18 protein-coding genes are annotated in these 25,713 nt (G+C 70.6%); 5 read left to right on the top strand and 13 right to left on the bottom strand.

Annotated elements, in window-relative coordinates; translation table 11 throughout:
- Positions 1-248: 248 nt before the first annotated feature.
- From ACQPYK_RS45580 to ACQPYK_RS45535, 10 genes are all read right to left on the bottom strand, one after another.
- Positions 249-2,267: a HelD family protein gene (locus tag ACQPYK_RS45580; protein WP_433246637.1), complete on the bottom strand. Its 2,019-nt coding sequence runs from the start codon at positions 2,265-2,267 to the stop codon at positions 249-251.
- 519 nt (positions 2,268-2,786) lie between these two features.
- Positions 2,787-4,427 carry a DNA repair helicase XPB gene (locus ACQPYK_RS45575; RefSeq protein WP_433246634.1) on the bottom strand — a complete coding sequence of 547 codons (1,641 nt, stop codon included), beginning with the start codon at positions 4,425-4,427 and terminating at the stop codon, positions 2,787-2,789.
- Between the two features lie 122 nt (positions 4,428-4,549).
- Complete coding sequence (locus ACQPYK_RS45570) at positions 4,550-4,918, bottom strand: hypothetical protein (protein WP_433246631.1); 369 nt, start codon at positions 4,916-4,918, stop codon at positions 4,550-4,552.
- A 15-nt stretch (positions 4,919-4,933) separates the two neighbouring features.
- Complete coding sequence (locus tag ACQPYK_RS45565) at positions 4,934-7,885, bottom strand: ADP-ribosyltransferase (protein WP_433246628.1); 2,952 nt, start codon at positions 7,883-7,885, stop codon at positions 4,934-4,936.
- Positions 7,886-8,271: 386 nt separating this feature from the next.
- Positions 8,272-10,107: an ADP-ribosyltransferase gene (locus ACQPYK_RS45560; protein ID WP_433246625.1), complete on the bottom strand. Its 1,836-nt coding sequence runs from the start codon at positions 10,105-10,107 to the stop codon at positions 8,272-8,274.
- A 3-nt stretch (positions 10,108-10,110) separates the two neighbouring features.
- Positions 10,111-10,416 carry a hypothetical protein gene (locus ACQPYK_RS45555; protein WP_433246622.1) on the bottom strand — a complete coding sequence of 102 codons (306 nt, stop codon included), beginning with the start codon at positions 10,414-10,416 and terminating at the stop codon, positions 10,111-10,113.
- On the bottom strand, positions 10,413-10,808 hold the full coding sequence (locus tag ACQPYK_RS45550; RefSeq protein ID WP_433246619.1) for a YbaB/EbfC family nucleoid-associated protein: 396 nt from the start codon (positions 10,806-10,808) through the stop codon (positions 10,413-10,415). The genes ACQPYK_RS45555 and ACQPYK_RS45550 overlap by 4 nt, the downstream gene beginning before the upstream one ends.
- Positions 10,809-11,019: 211 nt before the next feature.
- Positions 11,020-11,625, bottom strand: a complete 606-nt coding sequence (locus tag ACQPYK_RS45545) for a hypothetical protein (protein WP_433246616.1) — start codon at positions 11,623-11,625, stop codon at positions 11,020-11,022.
- A gap of 230 nt (positions 11,626-11,855) precedes the next feature.
- A complete protein-coding gene (locus ACQPYK_RS45540) occupies positions 11,856-14,222 on the bottom strand; it encodes a helicase-associated domain-containing protein (protein WP_433246613.1) in 2,367 nt (788 codons plus the stop codon).
- 103 nt (positions 14,223-14,325) lie between these two features.
- Complete coding sequence (locus tag ACQPYK_RS45535) at positions 14,326-14,949, bottom strand: TetR/AcrR family transcriptional regulator (RefSeq protein ID WP_433246610.1); 624 nt, start codon at positions 14,947-14,949, stop codon at positions 14,326-14,328.
- A gap of 237 nt (positions 14,950-15,186) precedes the next feature.
- Between ACQPYK_RS45535 and ACQPYK_RS45530 the strand changes: the two genes are divergently transcribed.
- Positions 15,187-15,804 carry an HAD family hydrolase gene (locus tag ACQPYK_RS45530; protein ID WP_433246607.1) on the top strand — a complete coding sequence of 206 codons (618 nt, stop codon included), beginning with the start codon at positions 15,187-15,189 and terminating at the stop codon, positions 15,802-15,804.
- Positions 15,805-15,894: 90 nt separating this feature from the next.
- A complete protein-coding gene (locus tag ACQPYK_RS45525) occupies positions 15,895-16,293 on the top strand; it encodes a cold-shock protein (protein ID WP_433246604.1) in 399 nt (132 codons plus the stop codon).
- Positions 16,294-16,303: 10 nt separating this feature from the next.
- On the opposite strand, the gene ACQPYK_RS45520 is transcribed toward ACQPYK_RS45525, so the two are convergent.
- The gene (locus ACQPYK_RS45520; protein ID WP_433246601.1) at positions 16,304-17,923 is read right to left on the bottom strand and encodes an MFS transporter; all 1,620 of its coding nucleotides are present in this window, start codon (positions 17,921-17,923) and stop codon (positions 16,304-16,306) included.
- Between the two features lie 181 nt (positions 17,924-18,104).
- Between ACQPYK_RS45520 and ACQPYK_RS45515 the strand changes: the two genes are divergently transcribed.
- The 3 genes from ACQPYK_RS45515 (at position 18,105) to ACQPYK_RS45505 (ending at position 23,376) form a co-directional block, all read left to right on the top strand.
- Positions 18,105-18,923 (top strand): DUF3027 domain-containing protein, encoded by an 819-nt coding sequence (locus ACQPYK_RS45515; protein ID WP_433246598.1) that lies wholly within the window; start codon positions 18,105-18,107, stop codon positions 18,921-18,923.
- A 96-nt stretch (positions 18,924-19,019) separates the two neighbouring features.
- A complete protein-coding gene (locus ACQPYK_RS45510) occupies positions 19,020-22,184 on the top strand; it encodes a sacsin N-terminal ATP-binding-like domain-containing protein (protein WP_433246595.1) in 3,165 nt (1,054 codons plus the stop codon).
- A gap of 208 nt (positions 22,185-22,392) precedes the next feature.
- On the top strand, positions 22,393-23,376 hold the full coding sequence (locus tag ACQPYK_RS45505) for a helix-turn-helix transcriptional regulator (protein WP_433246592.1): 984 nt from the start codon (positions 22,393-22,395) through the stop codon (positions 23,374-23,376).
- Between the two features lie 12 nt (positions 23,377-23,388).
- Here the strand turns inward: ACQPYK_RS45505 and ACQPYK_RS45500 are convergent, their stop codons facing one another.
- Entirely contained in the window at positions 23,389-24,405 is a 1,017-nt protein-coding gene (locus ACQPYK_RS45500; RefSeq protein ID WP_433246589.1) for a hypothetical protein, read from the bottom strand.
- Positions 24,402-25,661: an MFS transporter gene (locus ACQPYK_RS45495; RefSeq protein ID WP_433246586.1), complete on the bottom strand. Its 1,260-nt coding sequence runs from the start codon at positions 25,659-25,661 to the stop codon at positions 24,402-24,404. Before ACQPYK_RS45495 ends, ACQPYK_RS45500 begins: the two co-directional genes overlap by 4 nt.
- Positions 25,662-25,713: the final 52 nt, after the last annotated feature.

The following is a 25,713-nucleotide window of genomic DNA, read 5'->3' as shown; positions in this document are numbered from 1 at the left end:
GTTTCCATCGGGTGACCGCATGGCCCCCGCGGAAACTCCAGAAACGACTCAGGTCCTAACTCCGGGCCTTGACCCAGCGTGACCACCACGGCCGGGGGCATATCCGGCGACCCCCGGCGTGGTGGGCCGGGACATTGTCGTGGAGCGCCGTCGCGCGGGCGCGGAACACGTCGAATTTCGCGAAACGCTCCTCCGCCGCCCGGATGAGGCCGGTTCCCGCCCTCGGCGGCGGGCGGGTACGGCGGAGGTCAACAGAGCTGGGCGGGGAGCTCCCTGGTGTGCAGGACGGTCAGGGAGGTGACGGCACGGGTCAGTACCACGTACAGGCGGGCCAGGCCACGTGGCTCGGCGTCCACGATGTCGGCCGGCTCCACCACGATGACGTGGTCGTATTCCAGGCCTTTGGCCAGGGTCGCCGGGATGACCAGCAGCCGGTGCTCCTCGACCGAGTCGGGGCTCAGCACCCGGTGGTCCAGGGCGGACAGGGTTTCGGACACGGCCGCGACGGAGGCGTCCGGGACGATGACCCCGATGGAGCCCTCGCGGGAGAGGGCCTCCCGCACCGCCCGTGTCAGGGACTCGGCCGGATCGGGCGCGTGCCGTACCGACAGGGAGCCCACACCGGGCCGGAGCGACCGGGGGGCCGCCAGATCCGGAGCGACGGCCGGCAGCAGCCTGACGGCGTAGTCGAGGACCTCGCGGGGGACGCGGAAGCCGAGGGTGAGCTCGGTGACCGCGCCGTCCTCGAAGCCCAGATGGGTGAGGACCTCGCTCCAGGAGCGGGCGGACCAGGGCGTCGTACCCTGGGCGAGGTCACCCAGCACGGTGGCCGACCCGGTACGGCAGCGCCGCCCCAGGGCGCGCAGCTGCATCGCCGACAGATCCTGGGCCTCGTCCACGACCAGGTGTCCCAGGGGCGCCGTCCGCTCGATCAGATCGCTGAGCTCGTCCATCAACGCGCCGTCGGCCGCCGACCACTTCGCCGAGCGGAAGGACTTGGCCGGCCTGGCCCACAGCAGCAGGCCCTGCTCCTGTGGGGTGAGGTCGTCCTTGGCGGCGGCGGAGAGGAACTCGGGGTCGCTGAAGAGGCGGTGAAGCACCTGCCGGGGGGTCAGCTTGGGCCACACCTGGTCCACGAGCTGCTTGACCGGTTTGGAGCGGGCCACCGCGTCCTGCACCCGGTCGTCGGGGGACTCGCCGCGCTGTTCCATCCGGACGAGCACCAGGTGGGCCAGCCGCTGGGCGAGAGTCGCGCGGCCGGGGCCGTAGCGCGTGGTGCCGCGCAGTGACGCGACGATCTCGCGGACCTCGTGGTCGGCCACCCGGTAGCGGTTGACCCCCTTGGTGAACAGCACCCCTTCGGCCGGCTTGACGATGTGCATCCACAGGGCGCGCCGGAGCACCGGTGCCATTCTCGCGTCGCCCTTGACCGCGCTGATCGCGGGATCTTCGGGCGTGGCGTGATCGCCCAGGATTCCGGCGACCGTCGTCTGGTCGACCTTGACCTCGCCCAGCGCGGGGAGCACCGAGGAGATATAGGACAGGAAGGCCCGGTTCGGGCCGACGATCATCACTCCGGATCGGGCGAGCTTCTCGCGGTGAGTGAAGAGCAGGTAGGCCGCACGGTGCAGGCCGACGGCGGTCTTCCCGGTGCCGGGCGCCCCCTGGACGCACACGGTCCGTCCGAGCTCGGAGCGGACGATCTCGTCCTGGTCGGGCTGGATGGTCGCGACGATGTCGCGCATCGGACCGGAGCGAGGCCGTTCGATCTCCTCGGTGAGGATCCTGCTGTGCTGCAGGGCGCCGCTCTGGTCGAGCGGCTCATCCTCGTAGGCGGTCAGGTCGCCGCCGTGGTAGCCGAACCGGCGGCGCAGCGCCACGTCCATCGGGTCGGACGGGCTGGCCTGGTAGAAGGCCCGCGAGACGGGGGCCCGCCAGTCGATGACCATGGGGCGGCTGCGGTCGTCGTGGACATGCCGCCGTCCGACGTAGACGGTGCCGGGCAGGTCGTCGTCCACGGCCCGGTCGAGGCGGCCGAAGAACAGCGGGGTGCCGGAGTGGTCGGCGAGCGCCGCCACCCGCTGATCCAGCAGCGCCTGCAGGATCTGCTGCGAGACCCAGTCTCCGGCGGCGTCGGAGGAAAGGGATTGGGCGTGTTCGCGCATCGCGCGCAGGGCGGCCCTGGAGGCGGCCAGATGCTCGCGTTCGGCGGCGAGGATCTCGGCCGGGTCGTCGGTTATGTCAGGGGCCAATTGATGTGCGGGCACGCGGAAGCGCCTCCCATTCGATAAACGGAGGTGGTGGTCATCAGGCAGCGAATCGACTAGCTTACCGGCGGTGCTCGCCCGCTCAAAAGGATTAATCGCCGGGGTGGCGATGCCCGGCGATTACCGTTCGCGTCTTCCGTGATACCGAACGTGGTGAAACTTCCCGGCGCACCGCATTGGTCGCCGGAGGTTCGCCGTTCGGCGCACAGGGCCGGGCCGTCGTGGCGGGGGAGAGCCGCGTGACACCCGTGGCCGCGACGCGGTCGCCGAGGTGTTCGCGAAGGGGTTTCCTCGCCGGCGGGCCGACATTTTCGTAACCGTGCTGGCACCCTCCGTGATTCTCCGCCAAAATCACGAAAAACCCGGGCAAATCCGGTGACTCCAGCAGATCATGGGGTATGTCGCCATTGGCCGTCGCGGCCCAGCGAGGGGGTGGTTTCTTTGTCGAAAACCCGCGGTATTTCGTGGACCTGACCGACGTGGACCTGATTGACACAGACGACGTGTTCGCCTATGCGGCTATTCTCCGGCGAGCACGTCGTCAGCGTCGATGATCTGGTAGGCGTATCCCTGCTCGGCCAGGAACCGCTGCCGGTGCGCGGCGAACTCCTGATCGACGGTGTCCCTGCTGACCACCGAGTAGAAGCGGGCTCCGCCGCCGTCCGACTTGGGCCGCAGCACGCGGCCGAGTCGCTGCGCCTCCTCCTGCCGTGAGCCGAAGGTGCCGGACACCTGGATGGCGACCGCCGCCTCCGGCAGATCGATGGAGAAGTTGGCCACCTTGGAGACCACCAGGACCTGGATCTCCTTGTCGCGGAACGCCTGGAACAGCCGCTCCCGCTCCTTGACCTTCGTCTCCCCCTTGATCACCGGCGCGTTCAGGTGCTCGCCGAGCTCGTCGAGCTGGTCGATGTACTGCCCGATGACCAGCACCTGCTCGTCCAGGTGCCGCCGGACCAGCGCCTCGGTCACCCGGGTCTTGGACGGTGTGGTCGCGCAGAACCGGTAACGCTCCTCGGATTCGGCCATCGCGTAGGCGAGCCGCTCCTCGTCGGTGAGCGTCACCCGCACCTCGACGCAGTCGGCCGGGGCGATCCAGCCCTGGTTCTCCATCTCCTTCCACGGCGCGTCGTAGCGCTTGGGGCCGATCAGGGAGAACACGTCACCCTCCCGGCCGTCCTCGCGCACGAGCGTCGCGGTCAGTCCCACCCGCCGCCGCGCCTGAAGGTCGGCGGTCATCCGGAAGATCGGCGCGGGCAGCAGGTGCACCTCGTCGTAGACGACCAGGCCCCAGTCGCGGGCGTCGAACAGCTCCAGATGGCGGTAGACGCCCTGCCTGCGGGTCGTCATCACCTGATAGGTGGCGATGGTGACCGGTCGGATCTCCTTCTTGGTGCCCGTGTACTCGCCGATCTCGTCCTCGGTCAGTGAGGTCCGCTTGATCAGCTCCTGCTTCCACTGGTGCGCCGAGACCGTGTTGGTCACCAGGATCAGCGTCGTCGCCTTGGCGTGCGACATCGCCGCCGCGCCCACGATCGTCTTGCCCGCCCCGCAGGGGAGCACGACCACGCCGGAGCCGCCGTGCCAGAACGCCTCGGCGGCCTCGCGCTGGTAGGGGCGCAGCTCCCAACCGTCCTCGGTCAGCGTGATCGGGTGGTGCTCGCCGTCGACGTATCCGGCCAGGTCCTCGGCCGGCCAGCCCAGCTTGAGCAGGTGCTGCTTGATGTTGCCGCGCTCGCTCGGATGCACCGCCACGGCGTCGGCGTCCAGCCGCTCGCCCAGCAGCGGCTGGATCTTCTTGGAGCGCAGCACCTCCTCCAGCACGGCCCGGTCGGTGCTGGTCAGGACGAGCCCGTGGACGGGGTGCTTCTCCAGCCGGAGCCTGCCGTAGCGGGCCATGGTCTCGGCGATGTCGACCAGCAACGCGTGCGGCACGGGGTAGCGGCTGTAGCCGATCAGCGCGTCGACCACCTGCTCGGCGTCGTGCCCGGCGGCCCGCGCGTTCCACAGAGCCAGCGGGGTGATCCGGTAGGTGTGCACGTGCTCGGGGGCACGCTCCAGCTCGGCGAACGGCGCGATCGCCTTGCGGCACTCGTCGGCCTTGTCGTGCTCGACCTCGAGCAGCAGGGTTTTGTCGGATTGGACGATCAGACAGGACACGCGCACCTCCGGATGGGATCCCCAGTGCTCAACGAAGCTACTCCCGAAACCCTTCCACGCTGCCGGAATCCCTCGTCCGTGCGCTGCCCGGATCGAGTCGAGGTCGTCGGTTCCCGATGAGGTTACCCGGCGGCCAGCTCTTCGAGCGCGCGCAGGCTCGGGCACTCCTGCTCCGAGTCCGGATCGACGCGGCCCGCGCGTGGGTCCTCCTCATGGCCGGCCCAGTGCCGCAGCGCCTGCAGCGGTGTGACGCCGTTCGCCTTCGCCCAACGGAGCCTCTGCACCCATGCAACCCCGGCGTTGAAGCCGGCGTCCCCACTGTCCTCCCGCGCCACGTACCGCGCGGCGTCATCGGTGACGGCCGCCCACAGGTAGCCGACGACGGCGCCGTTCATGGTGACCGGGACGAATCGAACGGCGGACTGAGTCGTCTGTGGATGGCTCTCGGGCACCCAGACCGTATTGAACTTCGGATCGTCCTTGAGCGACACCGCCGTTCCTCCTCATCAGCCTGTCTCTTCCGGCAGCACCCAGCCGAAGATGTGCCATATTCCATCTATTTTCACCACGTCCTCGGCGAACCAGGATCGACCGCTGGCGAGCAGAAATTCAAAATCGCCGTTCGGATTGATCGACTCGATGTAAATAGCCGGGGTTCCCCGGGGCACTCGCAGGTGAAAATGAATATTCTTGTCACCCCATTCGGAGTTCAATCTGTTGCCGATGACGGTCGACATGAAACCCGGCTCCCTTTGCACGGTTCCCGGCAGTTCCTCGATGGGTACGGTGAAGAGGCCTGGCTTCATATCAACAGCCCGAAACACGTCGATCGTATGCGGCAGCGGTTGCCTATGCGCGGCCGCGTTTATGAGATCGATTTGTTCCCGCGCACCCTCCATGTTTTCGCTATGGTCATGGTTTCCTTCTTCGCGCAGGAAGCCATTTATCCATCGATAGCCGTCGAAGGTGTAGATTCTGATCGCCTCATGCTCTCCGGCGGGCAGATTCTCGATGGTCTCGCCCCAGACCCTGGCCCCATACGAAGGATCGACCAGGAGGGCGCCGAAGGGCGAAGTCGTGAGCGCTTGCGGATAAAATAGACCGGCTGGTTTGTAGGGGAGTTCGGAATAGAAGATATCGGCTTTTCCGGTGAACGGGTTGGCGCCTTTTTCGACGAGTCCATTGTCGAAGAATGACAACACATTGCCGATGGACTCGTTCAGTTCGGGATGTAACTGGCCTTTGGTTGACATTTCGGATAGTTCCGAGAGTGTCACCCATTTTGCGTCGCTGGTCTCACTTCCACCGACTTTAGGAGTGAACATCTCGCCGTCCGCGGCGATATTTGTATACTTCCAGCCATTGGGTCCGTCTACGACGTGCATTCCCTTGAGCTTCAGCTTGTCGAGATACCCCTGGTCGACACCCAACTCCTCGCTGAGCTCCCGTGCCGCCCCCTGGTGGGCGGTCTCCTTGCTGTCCAGCGCGCCTCCGGGCAACTGCCATTTGCCGACGTTCGAATCGACCATGGGACCGCGCTCCACCAGGAGGTAACGCGTGACTCCGGCGGCGTCGACGTTCTTGATCAGGACGCCTGCGGCCCCGTACTTGCCCCACACGCCGGGAGCCACGAACCCGTCACCGGACAGGCCGGTGTCGGCGAGAATCTTGAACGGGCCGGGAGCCGGTCCGGGGTGCGGAGCCGTGGCCGCCCCGGGGTGGTTGATGGCATGGGTCGGGGCACTTGTCAGGTCGCCGGTCATGGGCGGGGCGATGGTGTCGGAGGACTGCGCGAGATGATGAGACGCGGACGCCTGCCGGTCGAACGGCCCCGGCGTGAGGGTCGGAGTCTCATTCGGCGAGCGGTCGGGCAGGATGTGGACGTTCGGCTGGATGTCGTTGACCAGGTGGGCGTCTTCTTTGGGCTTGAAGTCGACGCTCCCCTTGAAGGGGGATCCCGTGCCGGTGGAGTCGCGTGCGGCAGGCACAGGGCTGCCGCCGGTCGAGGTGCCGTGGGGTGTCGCCGGGGTCGGCGAGCCGGAAGAGCCGTCTCCGCCGCCTGAGCCGGCCCTCTGGCCTGTCAGGCCTCCGCTCTCACCGGCCTGGGGAGCTTTGAGGCCACCGGAGGTCTGAGCCGAGCCGTTGATCAGGGAGTCGATACTAGGACGCGTCTTGGGCATCGTGCCGCCCGGATGGGGCCCGGCGGTCGCGGTTCCGCCCGGCGTTCCACCTCCGTACGCGACCGTGGTGCCATCGATCCCCGTTCCCGTGTGTTCCGGTATGGCATGTGTCACCGCCGGCGTGGCAAGGTGCTGCGTCGTGGGATGGACCACGACCCCGCCCGTGTTCATCACGGCTGTCGCCAGAGTCGCGGCCGGGCCGGGCTGGGCCTGGTCGGGAACATGCGTGGCCTTCGTCGACAGCAACGTCGGGACCGTGTTCGGCGTGATTTCATCCGGCAGAAGGTATACGCCGTTTCCGGGAATCGCGCGGCGATGCAGCTGAAGAGTGCCATCCGGCCCGTGCACGGGCGCCGGATGATGGTCAGGCCCCCCTCCGCTCCCCGGCGCACCGGCGGACCCGTCGATGTGCTCCATATGCGAAGGCGGGGTCAAGTTCGCCCCGTTGGCCTGCCCTGTGTGCAAAGACGGGTTCCAGCTCGCCCAGTGCGCGTCAGCACCGCCGAGGGCGCCCGCCGTCATGCTTTTGAACAGCAGATCGAGGTCGAACGGCTGGTCGCTCATCACCATCGTGGTCGCCGCGGTGGCGCCACTGGCCAGTGCCGCCTGCCGCATCAGCTCCGCCATCGACTTAACTGGGGACAGGCCGGTGAACAACGTCAGGAAAACCCCGTTCAGCGCTCCACCCTCGGCGCTGGCCCGGACCTGCTTCCAATCGATGTGATCACGACGCGACTGAGACGCCTGCACCGCGAAGTCCATGCCGGCGCCCAAAGCGCCGAACAGTCCCACGTTGAAGAGCAACCGCTTGCCCAACTGCGCGATGAAGGCACGGGTCAGCCTCATCCGCAGCCCGATCATGGCCAGCGCGGGAGCACCCAGCGGGCTCGTCCTGGCCACCACCAGCAACCAGCCGATCTGGAAAATGAGGAACCAGACCGACACCTCGATCATCTTCTTGGTGTATTCGACCTGCACCCCCACCCGGTTGAACTCCAGGGCCGCCGTCACCAGCTGCTCGATCAGATCGGCCTTCATGCCTCCCGACACGGTCCGCACGTGCTCGGCGAACGCCTTCAGCGCATCGCCGTCCCAGTCCTGGCCGGGAAGCGAGCTCTCCGACAGGTCTCTGCCCGTCTCCACGCTCTTGGCGGTGGCCACGCAGGCGTCGGCGAGCCGGAAACATCGGGACTCGTCACCTTCAGGCCAGTCCATGCCGACCACCCAGCCCACGTAGGGCTTGGCCCAGTCGGGCACGAGGAAACCGTCAAATCCCATGGGGGCTCACAGCTTAGACAGGTGACTCTAAAACCATCATGATCGTAGGGGGCCGGGTGCCCGGTAATCTATGCGATGACTTCATGGCTTGTCTGGCCGCCGCCCTCGCCGCTCTGGCGCGGTGGCGGTGCGAGGCCGTTGGCCTTCACCCAGCGTGGTCTCCGCACCTAGGCGACACCGGCGTCGAAGCCGGCGTCCTTGCGTGCAATGTGCCGAGTGGCGTCATCGGTGACCGCCGCCCACAGGTAGCCGACGACGGCGCCGTCCATGATGACCGGTGCAGATCGGACAGCGGACCGGGCTGTCCGTGGGTAGCTCCCAGGCGCCCGGACCGTCTGAGGTTCCGGATCGTCGTCCAGAGGCGAGGTCGGTGCTCCTTCTTCGGGTCACTCGTCCGGAAGCACCCGGCCGTAGACGTGCAGTATTCCGTCCACTCTCTCCACGTCTTCGACGAACCACGATCGGTCGCTGGCGAGCAGCAGCTCATACTCCCCGCCGTTGGTCATCGATTCGATATAGATCGCCGGCGTGCCCTCAGGCACTCGCAGGTGCAGGTGAACGTTCAGGTCCTTCCAATATGCCCAGTGCGCCTCGTTGCCGATTCTGGTCGACATGAACCCCCGTTCTCTCTGTACGGTTCCCGGTAGGTCGTCGACGGGCACGGTGAAGAGATCGTCGTTCATGGTCAGCGTCCGGAAAACGTCGATCGCCTCCGGGAGCGGCAGGTGACGCGTGGCCCGGTTTATGAGCTCGATCTTCGTGGGGAACTCCGCCCTCTCCCGGGAGATCCTCTCCTCCGAGGCGCCGCGGGCCAGTCTCTTCTCGAAGAATTCGCTGTCGCGCAGATATCCGTTGATATTCTTGTAGTCGCTGAGGATGTATCTGTAGACCGCTTCGTATTCCTCGGCGGGGAGATTTCTGACGACGTCGTCCCAGATCGCGCTTCCGAACGACGGGGTGACCAGGCGGTCTCCGAAGGGCGGGTCCATGGGGACGAACGAAGGAATGCGCCCATCGCCTTGCCCGCTCAATTCGGTGGCAGGCGCACTCGGGTGGGGGGTCCCGGGTTCTCCCGCGACCAGCCCGTCGGGTTCGGCGGCGATCCTTCCGCCTTCTCCGGCGAACCCCGCGCCTTCCTGGGAGGGCAGGGGCAGTCCATCCGGACGGTCACCGTTGGCCAGCCTGGTGCCCGCTTCGGAGACGGGCCCCGGACCGGACGAATCGTGCGCGGCGAGCTTCGAGCCGACGTGAGCGGTGGCGAGGTCGCTGTGCAGGCCGGCCGGGTCGGGCAGCGTGGGCAGGCGCAGCCCGTCTGCCGCTCGCGGACCTGTGTGCCCGGCCCTGCCGTCGATGCCGCCGATGAACCCCGAGGCCGCCGCCTTGGCCAGAGCCTCGGCGTTCAGCTGCCCGGTCGCGGCCAACGTCGGGATCGACCCGAGCAGAGAGGCGACGGTGCCCTGCACCGCCACCCCGCCCACCGTTTGCGACAGGAATGCCGCCACCTGCTCTCTGGCGGTCATCTCGCCCTTGAGCACGACACCGTCGAGCAGTCGCACCCCGCCCAACCGGGTGATGGCACCACCCAGCCCCATGAGGGCCAGCGCGGTCAGCATGCCACCCTCCGCCGCTACCAGCGTCTTGTCCGCGTCCCAGCTGTCGCGATCACCCTCCGCCATCTGCCACACCTGCGTGGCACCGTCCACGCCGACCATGAACGCGATGCTTCTCAGCAACAGCGCGGCGATCGTCCGCACGTTCATCCGCGCCAACGTGCACGCCGGACCGATGCTCCAGAACGACGCCCCGCCCGTCACCGGACCGAATGCGTAAGCACGCAACAAGGTGAAAGCCAGCAGAATGAGAACCAGGGCGATGTACTTCTGCGTGTAGTCGATGTCCAGGCCGTACTTCTCCAGCTGGTCCGCGGCCTTCTCGCACGCCCTGGCCAGCTCCTCCACATAGGCGGGTTCGTCGGCCGTGAACGTTCGCCAGTACGCGGTCATCGCGTTGGCCGCAGGGCCCTGCGCGAACCTCAGCACATGATTGAGAGCCTGGTCCCCCTCACCACCCGCGATCCGGATCTGACCGGCGGTCGCCCGCAAGACCTCGACCCCGGTCAGGCACTTTTCGGCGTCGCCTTCGGGGTAGTCCATCCCGACCACCCAGCCGAGCACCGGTTCCACGTACGGGAAGGCCGGCCCGAGCAGGGTCTTCAAATCCACGGCTCAGGCCTGGACGACGCGTGGCTGGTCGGCGTCTCGATAACAGTCCGATGCCCTGCCGACGCACTGCGTCAGCTCATTCATGCTGTCCGCGCCGCGTCGGCAGGCGTCGGCGAGATCTTCGAGCGTTTCTGCGAATCGGAATCGGAACTGCTCGGCGTACTGGTCTCTGCCCCACGGCGCGTCGGCCAGCACAGAGTCGATCAGGTCACCGCTCTTGCGTATCCGGTCGGCGGGACTGGACCAGTCTGTGCCGGCCCGTCGCATGTGGTCCCAGAAGACGGCGAACCCGTCCGCCCGCTCGGTCACTGCCTGGTCCTCCTCGCCGTCGGCTGTGGCTTGGGCGGCAGGAAGGTCATGTCGGCGGCGGTGCCGAAGAACTCGTCGACGGACATGTCCTCGTGGACGAGCGGGGCCATCAGTTCCCGGGTCTGGGCGGTGACGGCGGAGGTGGCTTGGTCGATCAGATCAAGGATGGTGCCGGACAGATCCGAGGGCGACAGCCTGGAGTAGACGCGGGGATGGAACTCGAGGGCGTCGACCCTGCCCTGAAGGCCCACCCTCACCGTCACCGTGCCATCAGGGGCCGTGACCGTGGCGCTCACCTCGTGGAGCCTGGCGTGAACTTCGCGAACCTGCTTGACCTGCCGGTTGTATTCGCCGAGAAGCTTCTCCAGGGTGGCCTGAAACTCCTCGTGCACCGATGCATCCTCCCGCCAGCAGACGATCCAGGACGCATATAGTCCCATAGATCATCGTTTTCGTCTTGGGTGGTAAGGATCGATTTCCTTCTGTTTCATCACCCGTCCCCACCTGGCCATGTCCTGCTGGAGGACGGTGGGGCGGGGACCGCTCCGTGAGGGTGTGATGCGCGGGAAGGGCTGTCGCGAAGGGTGGCCCATCCTCTTCGGCTCAGCTGTCGAACGCGCCGTTGATGCCCGCGATGACGAAGGCGCCGACGCCCAGGACGACCAGCGCGACGTTGATGCCGATGCTGATCCAGACCCACTTGAGCAGGTTCCTGGCGCCCCGGGGGTCGGTGTCGACCTTGCCCAGCGCGATGCCGGACAGGATGGCGCCGGCGATGCCGCCGATGCTGATGTAGCAGCTCAGGGCCAGCACGATGCTGATGACGAGCGCGACGATCGCGTGGGTCCTGGGGCCATCACCGCCCTGGTGCGGCGGCGGCGCGTAGCCGTAGCCCTGCTGATACTGCCCGTAGGGCTGCTGCTCGCCGTAGCCGTAACCGGGCTGTCCGTACTCCTGTCCCGGCTGGCCGTAGCCGGGCTGGCCGGGCTGGCCGGGCTGGCCGTACTCCTGCCCTGGCTGTCCGTACTCCTGCCCCGGCTGGCCGTAGGCGGGCTGGCCGTAACCCTGCCCCGGCTGGCCGTAGTCCGGCTGCTGGTGCCCCTGGCCGGGCTGCTGGCCGTAGCCGGGATTCTGGTTGGGGCCGGTGCTGTATGGGCTCTTCCAGTCGTCCGGGTTCGTGCTGGGGCCCTCGGGGTTGCCACTGCTCACTGTGAATCTCTCGCTTCTGTTGAGCCGGGAACATCAACAAATATCACGATATTGGGTTCGTGCTGTGGACCGTGGACCGAGGGTCCGGGCCGCATCCCGCATCCCGCATGACGGAGCCGGAGGCGAGTCCGCCCATCTGGTGGACGACGAGCACCTGGTGGACAACGAGCTTCCCCCAATTCGTGGCCGCCCGTGGCCGGGGCGGGCAATCCACGCCGAGGAGTTTTCACTCAGTTGATGTCGGCGATGCCGGTGATGCGGTGCAGGGCGAAGCGGTGCACCGCCGCGCGCGTCTCGTCGTAGGCGGTGAGATAGCCCCCTTCCATCCGGGCGGGTTCGAGGATCCGGCTGGTGGCGTTGCCCTGGGAGTCGAGGTAGCCGATCCAGACCTGGGAGCCCTGCCGGATGGCCTCGCGCAGCGCGACGATGGTGGCGGTCGCGGGAGAGCGGGGCACCTGGCCGTCGGGCGCGTCCACGGGCGCGCGCCGCGCCTGGTGCGCGGCGTCACCGGCCCGGACGGCGCGGACGGCCGCCGCCACGACGTCGGCCTCCAGCCCGCTGAAGGTGGCCGGGGGGCGGACGAGGGGTTGGCCGTCGGTCCGGCGGACGTCGAGCTGAGTGATGATCACGTCGCCGTCCAGGGACTCGGCCGCCGGGGCGTAGCCCATCGCGCGCAACGAGTCGACCAGGGTCGGCCGGGAGGTCTTGGAAGCGATCACGGTGGGGGCGAGCCGGCGCAGCCGTAGCGGCAACGCGCGCTTGTCGGCCATCACCTCGTCCAGCAACGAGGGGTCGTCGCACCGCACGTAGGCGCTCGCCGTACCGACACGCATGCGGCCGTGACGGCGGGCCACGTCGGTGACCAGGTAGCCGAGCGGCTGCGGCACCGGCGTCGCCGAGTGCCGCTCCAGCATGGCCAGCATCTCGTCGGCGCTCTGCCCGGCGTCCAGCGCCCGCCGGATGGACCGCTCGTCGAAGCGGTAGACCGTCGCGCCGCCGGTCGACTCCACGTCGGCGGCCAGTGCCAGCCACCGCCTCAGATCGCTGGTCAGCGGCCCGGGGGCGACGGCGGTCAGATCGGCCTGCAGGAGCACGTGGTCGAGTGGCTCCGGCAGCAGCGGGGCCAGCAGCTGGCCCGCCGACGTCGTCCGGTCCCCGCCGGGGAGCAGGGCGCACCCGTGACCGACGATCGCGCCGAGACCGGTGACCCCGATCTGCTCGGCCTCGCGCAGCGTGAACTCCACCAGCTGGTCACGGTGACCGCCGCGGCGGCGGGGCTGCTCCCATGCCAGGCGCCCGCGCACCGATTCGAGGGTGGGCGCCACTTCGGGGCCGGCGACGGCGAGCATGCCCAGGGTTGTGGTGCGGACCTCCGCGGCGGCCGAGCGGCGCAGGTCGGGGTGGAGGGCGTTGAGCAGCCGGTCGCGCTCGTCGCGCTCACCGATCACGCCCGGCACCCGGTCCATGGTGAGCCAGGTCGTGGCCAGCACCGTCCAGCGGTCCTCGGTGCCCTTCACCCGCCAGGAGTCATAGGCGGGAGTGGGCAGCCAGTCGCCGTCCACGGCGCCGCTCGCGGCCACCAGCCCGGCCGCGTGCGCCACCTCGATGACCAGTCCCGCCGCCCACTCGGGCAGGTCGAGCAGGACCGCGGCCCGCTTCAGGTCGCGCACGGCCAGGCCGCCGCTGCGCAGCACACCGGGAGGATCGACGCTCCAGCGCTCGCACAGCTCCTCCACCGCCCGGGTGAAGGCGAAGGCCTGCCCGGCGGCCGTGCGGCCGGCGAGCCCCCGGTCGCGGACCGTGCCGTCGAGCGCGGGCGGAAGAGGAGAGAGGTCCTGGTGCACCCGGCCGCCGCGCAGGAACAGGCCGACCTCACGGGGTAGGACGACGGTCTCCTCGCCGGTGGCGCCGAGCAGCGCTCGGGAGAGTAGCTGCTCGATCGGCGACTGGGCGGTGGCGGCCCGCACCTCCCGGCGCGCGTTGGGCACCCGTCCGCTGGCGGGCCCCCAGACCAGCTCGTTGAGGGCGGAGCGGGCCTGGGGGGAGACCTCCTCGATCAGCCGTCCGACGATTTCCGGGTCGCCGAGCAACTCGGCGAGGGCCTCCTTGGTGTCGCCGTCGCCACCGGCGTCCTGGATCAGCTCGGCCAGGCGCTCGGCGGGATGGTGCCTGAAGACCTCCGCCGCCGGCGGGCCGAGCCCCGCGGGCGCCTCAAGGACCTCCCGCACGCCCGGGGCCGGCGCCAGAGCCTTGTCGGGTCCGTAGACCAGGGCCAGGGTCCGCAGCCGGTCGACGGTCTCCTGGAGCGCGCCCTGGAACGCGGCGTCCGCCGAGCCCCGCAGCGCACGGCCCATCTGGGCGCGCAGCGTCCGGTAGGCGATCGGTGCCGGGAGCACCACCAGGGTCTCGATCACCGAGAGTGTGAACAGGTCGAGCCGGTCGAGCACGCGGCCGATCGCCGACGGGCTGCTCGCCCGCCCCGCCAGCCCTTCGAGGTGTGCCGGAACGGGGGTGATGAGCTCGGGTCGCACGGCGACGAGAGCCCGCAACTGGTCATCGCTCCGGCCGCGCAGCCACTCGGTGAACTCCGTGCTCATTCCGTCAATGGTAGGAGGCCTTACCGACAAAGCACCGCGCGGGGAAAATCCGGCTTCGTCGCGACAGACGGTGAATCAGGGGGAGCCGAGGGCTCGTTCCGGTTCAGGTGATCACCTGGACGGCCGGTCGGGGCAGCAGTCCGATCGCCAGCCGCACCCAGGAGGCGACGAAACGATCACGCTCGGCGCGCCCGGGGGGCTCGCCCACGGTCTCCTGGAAAAGCCGGTAGTGCACCACCGCGCCACCCAGCACGGCGCCGATCGCGGGCCAGTCGAGGTCGGCCTCGGCGTATTCGGGCTGGGCGCGAAACCACGCGGTGACCGCGTCGAACATGGGCTGCAGCAGGCCGTCGCGGACGATCGCCACCAGCTCGGGGAACTGGCTCAGATCACGGAAGAAGACGCGCGTCAGCTCGCTCTCCTCACGGACCTTGGCCAGCCCGGCCTTGCACAGGTGCGCCAGACGCTCCTCGATGTCGGTCGAGGGATCGACGGCGCTCATCTCGGTCAGGGTTTCGGCGATCTGCGTCCGGGTCCGGGCGGCGTGCTCGTTCACCGCCGCCGCCAGCACCTCGTACTTGGACTTGAAGTGCCGGTAGAGCCCGCCGGCGCCGGGAGACAGCCCGGAGGCGGCCTCGATCTCCGCGACCGAGGTCGCCGAGTAACCTCGCTCTGCGAACAGGCGCAGGGCTTCGTCGATGATCCGCTCGCGCGTCGATCTGGTCATTTCTCTGCCGATACCTCCCCCATGACCCTATCCAGTGCCGAACCCCCGGGCTTTCGGCGCGCCGGGCCGATCCCCTCGCCGCGGCCGGGGATTACCCGTGTCCCCAGAGATTTGGCATGCTTCGAAAGTCAAGCGGAGCAGACTCTCCGGCCGGCGCGTGAGGGAGCGGTGAACAACCGAATGAGCACCCGTACGAGCATCAGAACGAGCACCGAATGAGCACCGAATGAGCACCGAATGAGCTCGGTGGGGTTCGATCTGGACCTGACGCTCGCGGACACGCGCGCCGGTATCGCCGCCGTCTACGACGAGCTGGCGTCGCGCATCGGCGTGGTCATCGACAGCGCCGCCGTGGTGGCCCGGCTGGGGCCGCCGCTGGAATGGGAGCTGGCCAACTGGCTGCCCGCGGCGGAGATCCCCGCGGCCGCCGACCTCTACCGGTCGCTGTATCCCTCGATCGCCGTTCCGGCCACCACCCTCATGCCCGGCGCCCGCGAGGCCGTGGCGGCCGTACGGCGGGCCGGCGGCAGGGTCATCGTGGTGACCGGGAAGAACACCCCCGACGCCACCAGGACGGTCGAATTCCTCGGCCTGGACGTGGACGAGATCGCCGGGTCGGTGTTCGGGGCCGACAAGGGCCCGGCGCTGGCCGAGTTCGGCGCGACGGCCTATGTCGGGGACCACGTCGCCGACATCGAGGCGGCGCGGGCGGGCGGCGCGGTCAGCGTGGCGGTGGCGACCGGCCTCTACCCGCCGCGGGAATTACGCGATCACGGAGCCGACGTGGTGCTCGGTGATCTGACCGAGTTCGCCGAATGGTTCGGCGGGTGGCGAACCCCCGCCGCGCTCGTGTAATTCAGGCCTGAATAGACGGTCGCCCTCGGCCTCTGCTGGGCATAACCTACATCCATTCCTTTTCACGACAGTCTGAACGAGGTCACCCCTGTGCCGAGTGGCAAGGTCAAGTGGTACGACGCCGACAAGGGTTTCGGCTTCCTCACCCGCGACGACGGCGGTGAGGTCTTCGTGCATTCTTCCGCGCTTCCCGCAGGCGTGGACTCCCTCAAGCCGGGGCAGAAGGTCGAGTTCGGCGTGGCCGAGGGGCGCCGCGGTCAGCAGGCACTCTCGGTCCGCGTGATCGACCAGCCTCCCACGCTCGCCAAGGCCGTCAAGCCGAAGGGCAAGCGCAAGAAGCCCGACGAGATGGTCGTCATCGTGGAAGACCTGATCAAGCTCCTGGACGCGGTCTCCACCTCGTACCAGAAGGGCAAGCACCCCGAGGCCGTGCACGCCAAGAAGATCGCCGCCGTGCTCCGGGCCGTCGCCGACGACCTGGACGACTGACCCCCGCGGCTCAGCCGTGGGGATTGGTGAGTGGTTTGGTCCGCTTCTCCGTCGGGGGGTCCTCCCGTCGCACGACCGCGGTCGTCGTGCCCGCCGAGTCGGGCCGGCGCCGCTCCCAGGGGGCCGGCTCCGGGTCTTCCGAGGCCTCGGGCCGGGCTCCCGGGGCGTCCGCCTCGTCGCCGGGGGCCGCGGGCCGGGGGCCGTGGGCGGCCTCGACCCTGGCGTCCCTGGCGTCCAGGCGCCGGCGCCGCCGCACCAGCAGCCAGCCGAGCGAGCCCCCCAGCACCGCGGCCATCACCGCGAGGCCGGCGGGTCCGTCGGCGAACAGCGACGACAACAGGCCGGCCAGCCCGCCGAGCACCCATGCGACCTGTAAGAACGCCTCCACCACGCCGAAGGTGGACGAGCGCACCTCCTCGCCGATCTCACGCTGCACGATCGCGTCCAGGGCGAGCTTGCCCAGACCCTGGGCGAACGCGGAGACCAGGGCGACGCCCACCACGGTCCACAGGTCGAACACGATCGCCGCGACCACCGTGGTCACGGCCGACAACGCGAGCGTGAGCAGCACGATGAGCTGCGGTGAGCGGCTGCGCACCCAGGAGGCCACGACCGTTCCCGCCAGGCCGCCGGCGCCGGCCGCCACGGCCAGGACGCCGATCGTGACCGGGGGGGCGAACCCGGGCAGCTCGCCGTCCTGCACCAGGAAGAGCAGGTAGAACAGCAGGAATCCGGAGTAGAGGCGGATGGCCACGTTGGCCTTCATCGCTTCGGCGACCACCGGGCCAACGTTGAACATGGTGCGCCAGCGGGGCGGACGCTCTCCCTCCTCCTCCAGCTCCTCCAGGTCGGGGGAGTCGACGTGACGCGGGAGCCGTACGGCCAGCACGCCCTGGAACAGGAAGACCACCGTCGCGCCGCGCAACACCCACTCGGCGCCGAGCCAGGCGCTGGCGCCCGCCCCGACCGGGATCGCGACACCGGCCGTGACCAGGGAGAACAGGGCGGTTCTGGCGTTGGCGGTGACCAGCGAGATGTCGGCGGGCAGCACGTTCGGCGTGATCGCCGCGCGGGAGACGCTGTAGGCCTTCGACAGCACCAGCACGGCCAGCGCCGCGGGGAAGATGGTGAGCACGTCGTCCGGGACGATCGCCGCCGCCATCGCGAAGCAGAGCAGGCCGCGTCCGAACAGGGTGCCCGCCATCACGAAGCGCCGGCCCGAGCGGAACCGGTCGAGGACCGGGCCGACGAACGGCGCGACCACCACGAAGGGGATCATCGTGATCAGCAGGTAGAGGGCGACCTGGCCGCGGGCCTCGTTGACCGGAAGCTTGAACAGCGTCCCGGCCAGGGCCGCGGTGACCAGGGCGTCGCCGGCGCTCTGCGTCGCGGTCAGCTCGATGAGCTGGCCCAGCCCCGTGCGACCCGCGCCCTGGGCATGGGTCAGCCGCCGCGCGGCCCGCCCGGCCCGTCGCGTCCCGCCGACCGCGCCGCGGCCGGCCCGCGCGCTCGCCCGCCCCGCGCTCCTGCCGGCCCGCGCGCTCGCCCGTCCCACCCGGGCGGCCGAGCGGCCCACCCGGCGGGAGGCCTCGCCCACCGTCTTCCGCGCTCGTTCCCACCCACCTGCCACGCATCCAGTCTTACCCGAATGACGTGTGAGATGTCCGGTGCGGTAGGTCACTCCTCGTATCATCGCCCGATGGCGGTGCAGTACGCTCCGGGCATAGGTGAGAATGAACTGTGAGTCAGCGCAGCGAGCGAGCCAGAAAGCACAGCGGCCGTCGGGTTGCGAGGCCGACGGAGGAGAACTCGTGAGCCGTACTCGATCCCGCACCGCGCCCCTCGACCCGGCCTGCGTCGCCGCCGTCGACCTGGCCCGCTCCGCCATCGAGGAGAACGTCAGGCCCGACGAGGTGGGCGAACACCTCGGAGTCGAGGGTGAGGGCGAGCGCGTCGTCACCCATTACTTCGTCTGTCTCGACCGCGCCTACCGCGGCTGGCGCTGGGCCGTCACCGTCGCCCGGGCCTCCCGGGCGCGCAACGTGACGGTCAGCGAGGTCGTGCTCCTGCCCGGCGCCGGCGCGCTGCTGCCGCCGGAGTGGGTGCCGTGGAGCGAGCGGCTGCGTCCCGGCGACCTCGGCGTGGGCGACCTGCTGCCCACCGCCGCCGACGACGACCGGCTCGCGCCCGGCTACACCGAGACCGAGGACGACTCCGACCCTCAGATGATCCTGGAGTACGGCCTCGGCCGGGCCCGGGTGCTCTCCCCGATCGGCCGCGACCGTGCCGTGCGGCGCTGGCACTCCGGCGATTCCGGCCCGCACACCCCGCTCGCGCACGCCGCTCCCGCCCAGTGCTCGACCTGCGGCTTCTACTGGCCGCTGGCCGGCGTTCTGGGTGCCGGCTTCGGCGTCTGCACCAACGAGTACGCCCCCGACGACGGCCGGGTGGTCGCCGCCGACCACGGTTGCGGCGCGCATTCCGAGGCCGCCGTGCTGCCGCACCAGGTCGAGCCCACCTCGCCGATCCTCGACGACCTCGCCTACGACCACCTCCCCGAGGAATCCGCCGAGGCGGACATGGCCGGCTCCGTGGACGAGACCGACGCCGAGCCGCTGGGCCATTCCTGATCTGACGCTGTTCTCGCAGGCCGCGGGGCCGTACCCGGCCCGGCAGTCCGCCGTGCGACGTGACCTGCGGGCCCTTCGACCTTTGGACTCATCGCCTTGACTGACATTTTCGGCACCGACCGACTGCGTTCCGCCGTGCTCGCCGCCTGGACGGCCTCACCCGCGCGCTTCCGCGAGGACGCCAACGCCGAGGAGGACTTCGCGCTCGGCGGCTACCGCGACCGGCTGATCGTCGAGCTCGCCCAGAACGCCGCCGACGCCGCGCTCCGCGCGGGGGTGCCCGGCCGGCTTCGCCTGTCTCTGCGCGAGGGGGTGCTGTCGGCCGCCAACACCGGCGCCCCGGTGGACGCGGCCGGCATCGAGGGCCTGTCCACGCTGCGCGTCTCCGGCAAGCGAGACGAATCCGGCATGGCCGGCCGCTTCGGCGTCGGCTTCGCCGCCGTGGTGTCGGTCACCGACGAGCCGGTGATCGGCTCGCTCGGGTCCGGGGTCGTCCGCTGGTCGCGCGACCAGACGACGGCCCTGGTGGCGGGCGAGCCCGCGCTGGCCAAGGAGCTCGCCGAGCGTGGCCGGCACGTCCCGCTGCTGCGCCTGCCCTTCCCCGCCGGCCCGGTGGAGATCCCCGGCGGGTTCGACACGCTCGTCCGGCTGCCGCTGCGTGACAGGGCGGCCGAGGACGCGGTCCGGCGGATGCTGGCCGAGACCGGTCCCGCTCTGCTGCTCGGCCTGCCCGCGCTCGAATCGATCGAGATCGACGTGGACGGCGAGGTCCGCACGGTCCTGCCGGACGGCTGGCGGGTGGTGTCGGCCTCCGGGACGTTCGCCCCGGAGCAGGTGGCCGAGCTGTTCGCCGACCGGCCGACCGAGGAGCGGGCCCGGCCGTACTGGCTGGTCCGCTGGGCGGTGCCCGTCGACGAGGCCGCCGAAGGCGGCTCGCCGGACGCCTCGCGGGACGGTTCTCCGCAGGGGGCGCGAACGGGCGAGCCCCGGCCGCTGCCCGCGCGAGTTCCGCCCGTGGTGCACGCGCCGACGCCGAGCGACGAGCCGCTGGACCTGCCCGCGCTGCTGATCGCCTCGTTCCCGATGGCCACCGACCGGCGGCACGTGGCCATGGGCCCGCTGACCGGCTTCCTGGTCGAGCGGGCCGCCGACGCCTACCTCGAACTGCTCGCCGGCCTGCCCCGCACGCCCAAGCTGCTCGATCTCGTCCCCGGCCTGATGGGCAAGGGCGAGCTCGACGCCCGGATCCGCCGGGCGATCCTGCGCAGGCTCCCCGACGCCCCGCTGCTGCCGGCCCTGTCCCCGCCGTCCCCGCCGTCCCCGCCGTCCCAGTCGGCCCCGCCCGCCGAAGGCGACGGCCCGCAGACCGGCGGGGAGGGCCTGACCGACGGCGATGACCTGGTCGTGGCGGGACGGCAGGCGTCCGTGGTGGCGGCCCCGGCCGAGCTGCTGGAGAAGGTCGCCGATATGGTGCCCGGCCTGCTGCCCGCCGGATGGCCGTCCCGGCACCCCGCGATCAACGCGCTCGGCGTGAAGCGGGTGGAGCTCGCCGACGTCGTGGACCTGCTCTCCGGCGACGCCGTCAAGGACAGGGACCCGGCCTGGTGGCGGTCGCTGTATGAGGTGCTGCCCGCCGACGACCCCGAGGCGCTCGGCGCGCTGCCGGTGCCGCTGGCCGACGGGCGCCTGGTGCGGGGGCCCCGGGGCACGCTGCTGCTGTCCGACGGCTCCACGCTGGACCCGGCCGTGCTCGCTCCGCTCGGGCTGCGCGTCGTCCACCCGGACGCCGCCCACCCCCTGCTGCTGCGGCTCGGCGCGGGGGAGGCGACGCCCCGGACGGTCCTGGAGGACCCGCTGACCCGCGCCGCCGTCGCGCAGTCCATCGACAGCCCCGACGCGGAGCCGGTGGCCCAGGCGGTCCTCGCGCTGGTGGAAGCCGCCGGGCTGACCGCCGGTGAGGCCCCGTGGCTGGCCGAGCTGGCGCTGCGCGGCGCCGACGGCGAGCTCTATCCGGCCGGTGAGCTGCTGCTGGCCGACGGGTCGCTGGCCGGGCTGCTGGATGAGGAGACGCACTTCGGCACGGCCGCGCCCGAGCTGGTGGAGCGCTACGGCCCCCGCGTGCTGGCCGCGGCCGGGGTGCTCGACGGCTTCGCCGTGGTGAACGACGCCGACGTCATGATCGACCCGGACGAGTGCGACCACGACCTCGACCGCGAGGACGAGTGGCTGGAGGTCGTTCTCGACCTGCTGCCGGAGATGGACGTGCCGCCCGTCGCCCGGGAGTTCTCCGCGATCCGCGACCTGGAGTACGTCGCCGACTGGCCCTCGGCCCTGGCGCTGCTGTCGCGCCCGCCGCTGCGCTCGGTCCTGCACCCGCTGCGGATCCTGGTCGCCGGCGAGGTCGTGGAGGTGCCCTCCTACACCGCCTGGTGGCTGTCCACCCACCCGGTGCTGGGCGGCAGGCGCCCCACCGAGCTGCGGCTGCCGACCGGCGACCCGCTGCTGTTCGGCCTGTACGGCGAGGCCCCCGCGGGCATCGACGAGGCCGCACTGGCGATGATCGGCGTCCGGACCACCCTGCCCGACCTCCTCGCCTCGCACGGCGGCCCCGACGAGCTCCTGGAGCTGCTCGCCGACCCCGCGGTGGAGGTGGACCGGGCCCAGCTCCGCGCCCTGTGGGTGGCTCTGGCCGCCGTCGCCCCAGCCCGTGTCGCGCCCCCTCGCGCGGTGCGCGCCGTCCTCGACGGCGAGATCGTCGTCGCCGACGCCGAGGACGGCCACCTGCTGTCCGGCGCCGGGAGCGAGGCGGGCGGCGAGACGGGCGAACCGGTCGTGGTCGAGGCGCCCGACCTGCTTCCGCTGGTCGCCGGCCGGCCGCTGATCCTGGCCCCGTTCGACCTGGCCGAGGCGCTGTCGGAGCTGCTCGACCTGCCGCTGGCCGGGGAGGAGGCCGCCGGCGAGGTGACCTCCACGGGCACGGTCCGCGAGGTTCCGCCCGCCGTACGGTCCCTGCTGCCGACCGCGCCGGCCACCTACGTGGAACACGAGAAGCTGCTCGTGGACGGCGTCCCCGCGGCCTGGCGCTTCTTCGAGGGCACGGTGCACGCCACGGGCGTGGAGGGTCTGGCACGCGGTCTGGCCTGGGCGTCGGGCCAGTGGGGCGACCGGCTCGCGGCCGCGGCGCTGCTGCGTGACCCGGCCGCGGTGCCGCTGCTGCTCGCCGAGGCGGACCTGGACAGCTGGACCGCCTCGACCGGCTAGGCACGGGTCCCGCGAGTCCCCGATCACGGCCCGTTCCGGTCGTCCGGAACGGGCCGCCGTGCCCGGACGACCCCGTGGGCCGCCGGTGCCGCCTGCCGGTAACCATCCGGAAACGGGCCCTCACAGCTCGGCGTCCGATGGTTTACGCTTTCCGCGTTCTCACCGTTTGCTCATAAAGAGTCTTCCGGACAGGGCAGGCGACAACGCCATGATTCACGAGGAACTGCCGCGCCATCTCGCGCATCTCGGGCTCGGTGATCGCGAGGCCCTGGTGTACACGACCCTGCTGCAGACGGGTCCCATCACCGTCGAGGAGTTCGCCGACGCGCTGCTGTGGGACGTCGAGGTCCTCCAGGAGACGGTCGCCCGCCTGATCGAGCTCGGCCTGGCCGCCAGTTCGGGCGCCGACGGCGCCGCCGTCACGCCCGCGGAGCCGTCCATCGCGCTGGATCGGCTGGCCCACGAGCGGGCGGCCGAGCTGCAGCGGGCCCAGATCGCCGCGGCCAACGCCTATTTCACCTACCGGCGCACGGTCCACTCGCAGGCCACCGAGGACCTGGTCGAGGTGGTCACCGGGCCGCAGATCGTCGAGCGCATCCACCACATCGAGGGCGCGGCCGAGACGCAGGTGCTGCGCTTCGACTCGCCGCCGTACCACACCCACGGCCAGCCCAACGAGGAGGAGATCCGCAACCTGGAGGGGAACGTCGAGTACCGGGTGGTGTACTCCAGGTCGGCGGTCCAGAACGCCGACTACTACGCCCGCAACATCAAGCCCTGCATCGCCGCGGGAGAGCATGCACGGGTGCTGCCGACGGTGCCGGTGAAGCTGACGGTCTTCGACAGGCGGGTGGCGTTCGTCTCGATGTCGTTCGTCGAGGCCGAGATCAACGACTCGATGTTGATCGTGCGCCCGTCGAGCCTGCTGTCGGCGCTCATCGGCCTGTTCGAGACCGCGTGGCGCTCGGCGTTCCCGATGCACCTGGGCGAGCGCGAGCCTCCGGCGCTGAAGCAGATCCAGCGTCGGATCCTGGAGCTGCTCGCGACCGGCATCACCGACGAGAAGATCGCCGAACTGCTGGGCGTCAGCCGTCGCACGCTCTCGCGCCACCTCGAACAGCTCACCCACAGCGCCGGGGCCGCCACCCGTTTCCAGCTCGCCCTGCACGCCTCCCGCAACGGCTGGATCTGAGACCGCGGGAGCTCAGCCGAGCGCGGCGGGCGAGTCTGCGCCGCCGATGAGCGGCCGTGGCCGGCCGGAACCGTCGGCCGGCACCTGCCACACGTCCGCCTCCCCCCGGCCGCGCGGGATCGCGTACGCCACGGTGTTCCCGTCGATCCAGGCGGCCTGGTCGTCCACGCTGCGGGTCTCGGCCAGGCGGGTCTCGCGCATGGTCGCCAGGTCGAGGACCGACAGCCGCCAGCCCCGCCGGGGATCGCCGTCCACGGCCGACTTGAACGCCAGCCGGGTGCCGTCGGGCGACAGCGACGGGCATTCCACGTTCTCGTGCAGCGTCCGCAGGGTCTTGGCGATCAGGTCGCCCTCCACCAGGTAGCGGTGTCCCGCGGTGGACATGGTCGCGTAGAACCGCTGGTCGTCGGTGGTGAACGTGACACCCCAGAAGTTCAGGTCGGCGGCCTTGTAGGGCCTGCCGCCGACCGTGACCGCCCAGTCCTCCAAGGTGGGCACGAGTTCCTGGGTGTGGGTGTCGAGCAGGCCCACCCGGGTGGAGAACCGCCCGCCGTTGTAGGAGTCGCCGGTGACGAACACCGTCCAGGCGACCCAGCGCCCGCTGGGCGAGACGCGGGCCCGGTTGGGCACACCCACCAGCGGAATCGCACGTCGTTGCGCCAGCCCGGCGTCCAGCACGACCAGCTGGTAGGTGGTCAGGTCGCCGTCCAGCCGCAGGCACAGGCCGGTGCCGGCCGCCGCGTGGAAGCGCGCGCACGTCAGAGGCGACACCTGGCGCCGGGCTCCCGGGTCTCGCGACGGCACCGAGACCAGGTGACCGCGGCTGCTCCGATCGGTGCTGAGCGCCACCAGCCTCGGCCCGGGCGCGAGCGACAGCGCCGCGCCGGCGAGCCTGGCCGTGGCCGTACGGCCGCCGCCCGTGGCGGAGGCGATCGACAGCAAGGCGACGACGGCGAGCACCGCCGCGCAGGCGAACGCGAGGGCGAGCCGGAGCCGGCCGCCCTTCCCGGCACTCGTCGCGGCGCTCATGTGCGTACCTCCACGGGGGTGGGCCGCCGCAGCAGGGCGGCGGTCAGGACGATGGCGACGGCCACGCCGCCCGCGGCGATCCGGGTCGCGGCGGCCGGCCCCCAGTACTGCCAGGCGAGGCCGAAGCAGACGGACGAGGCGAAGTAGGCGAGCGCCTGGACGGTCTGGATCAGGGCGATCCCGGTCGTCCGCATGGGCTTCGGCAGTGTGGGGCCGGCGAGCGCCATGAGCACCCCGTCGGTGGCGGCGTAGAACGCGCCGTACAGGCCGACGGTGACGACGACGACGGCCGTCCCGGCGAACGGGCCGAACAGCAGCAGGTAGACCGCCAGCAGGGCGGCGTATCCACCCAGCACGACGGGCAGGCGGCCGCACCGGTCGGCGAGGGCCCCCAGCGGCGCGGCCAGCAGCAGGTAGGAGAGGTTGGTGCCGACGGCGAGCAGCGGGAACCAGCCGGCGCCGAAACCCTGGCCGCGCATCAGCATCAGGTAGACGAATCCGTCGCCGACGGTGGCCACGCCCAGCACGCAGGCCGCGCAGGCGAGCCTGCGCACGGCCGTGATCCGCAGCAGCCCGGCCGCCGTGCGCGGCGACACCGTGCCCGCGGGCGGGCGGGGTTCACGGCGGTCGCGTACGGTCGTCATCAGGATCAGCAGTCCCAGCGCGGCCACGCAGAAGCTCGTGACGAACAGCGCGTCGAACGCCGCCGCCGACGTGGTCCCCACCAGCGACAGCACGCCGAGCGCCGCCAGCGGGCCGGCGAAGGCGCCCAGGCTGTCCATGGCGCGGTGCACGCCGAAGGCCCGGCCCAGCAGCGGCTCGGGGGTCGACAGGGTGATCAGGGCGTCGCGCGGGGCCGTACGCAGGCCCTTGCCGCAGCGGTCGGCGACGATGACGGCGCCGATCGCCGTCACCGAGCCGCCGGCCGCCAGCAGTCCCAGCTTGGCGACGGCGGAGACGCCGTAGCCGATGCCCGCCACCGCCTTGCGGCGGCGGGCGCGGTCGGCGACGTAGCCTCCGACTAGGCGCAGCAGCGCGGTGGCGCCGGTGTAGAGGCCGTCCATCAGGCCGTAGGCGATCGGGCTCACCTGCAGGGTGAGGATGAAGTAGAGGGGCAGTACGGCGGTGACCATCTCCGACGAGATGTCGGTCATCAGGCTCACGGCACCGAGCGCGAAGACGTTCGCGGCGATTCCTCGCCCGCTCCGCCCGGCGCCGGCCTCCCCGTGCCGGAGACCGATCGTGGACAAGTACACGTTTCCTCCCGCGTCCCCGACGATGATCTGTGCCGCTGTGCCGCTGTGCCGC

Origin of the sequence: Streptosporangium sp. CA-135522 (assembly GCF_050949235.1) — a bacterium.
In the GTDB taxonomy this organism is placed as follows: domain Bacteria; phylum Actinomycetota; class Actinomycetes; order Streptosporangiales; family Streptosporangiaceae; genus Streptosporangium.
This window is presented reverse-complemented; position numbering and strand designations above follow the sequence as displayed.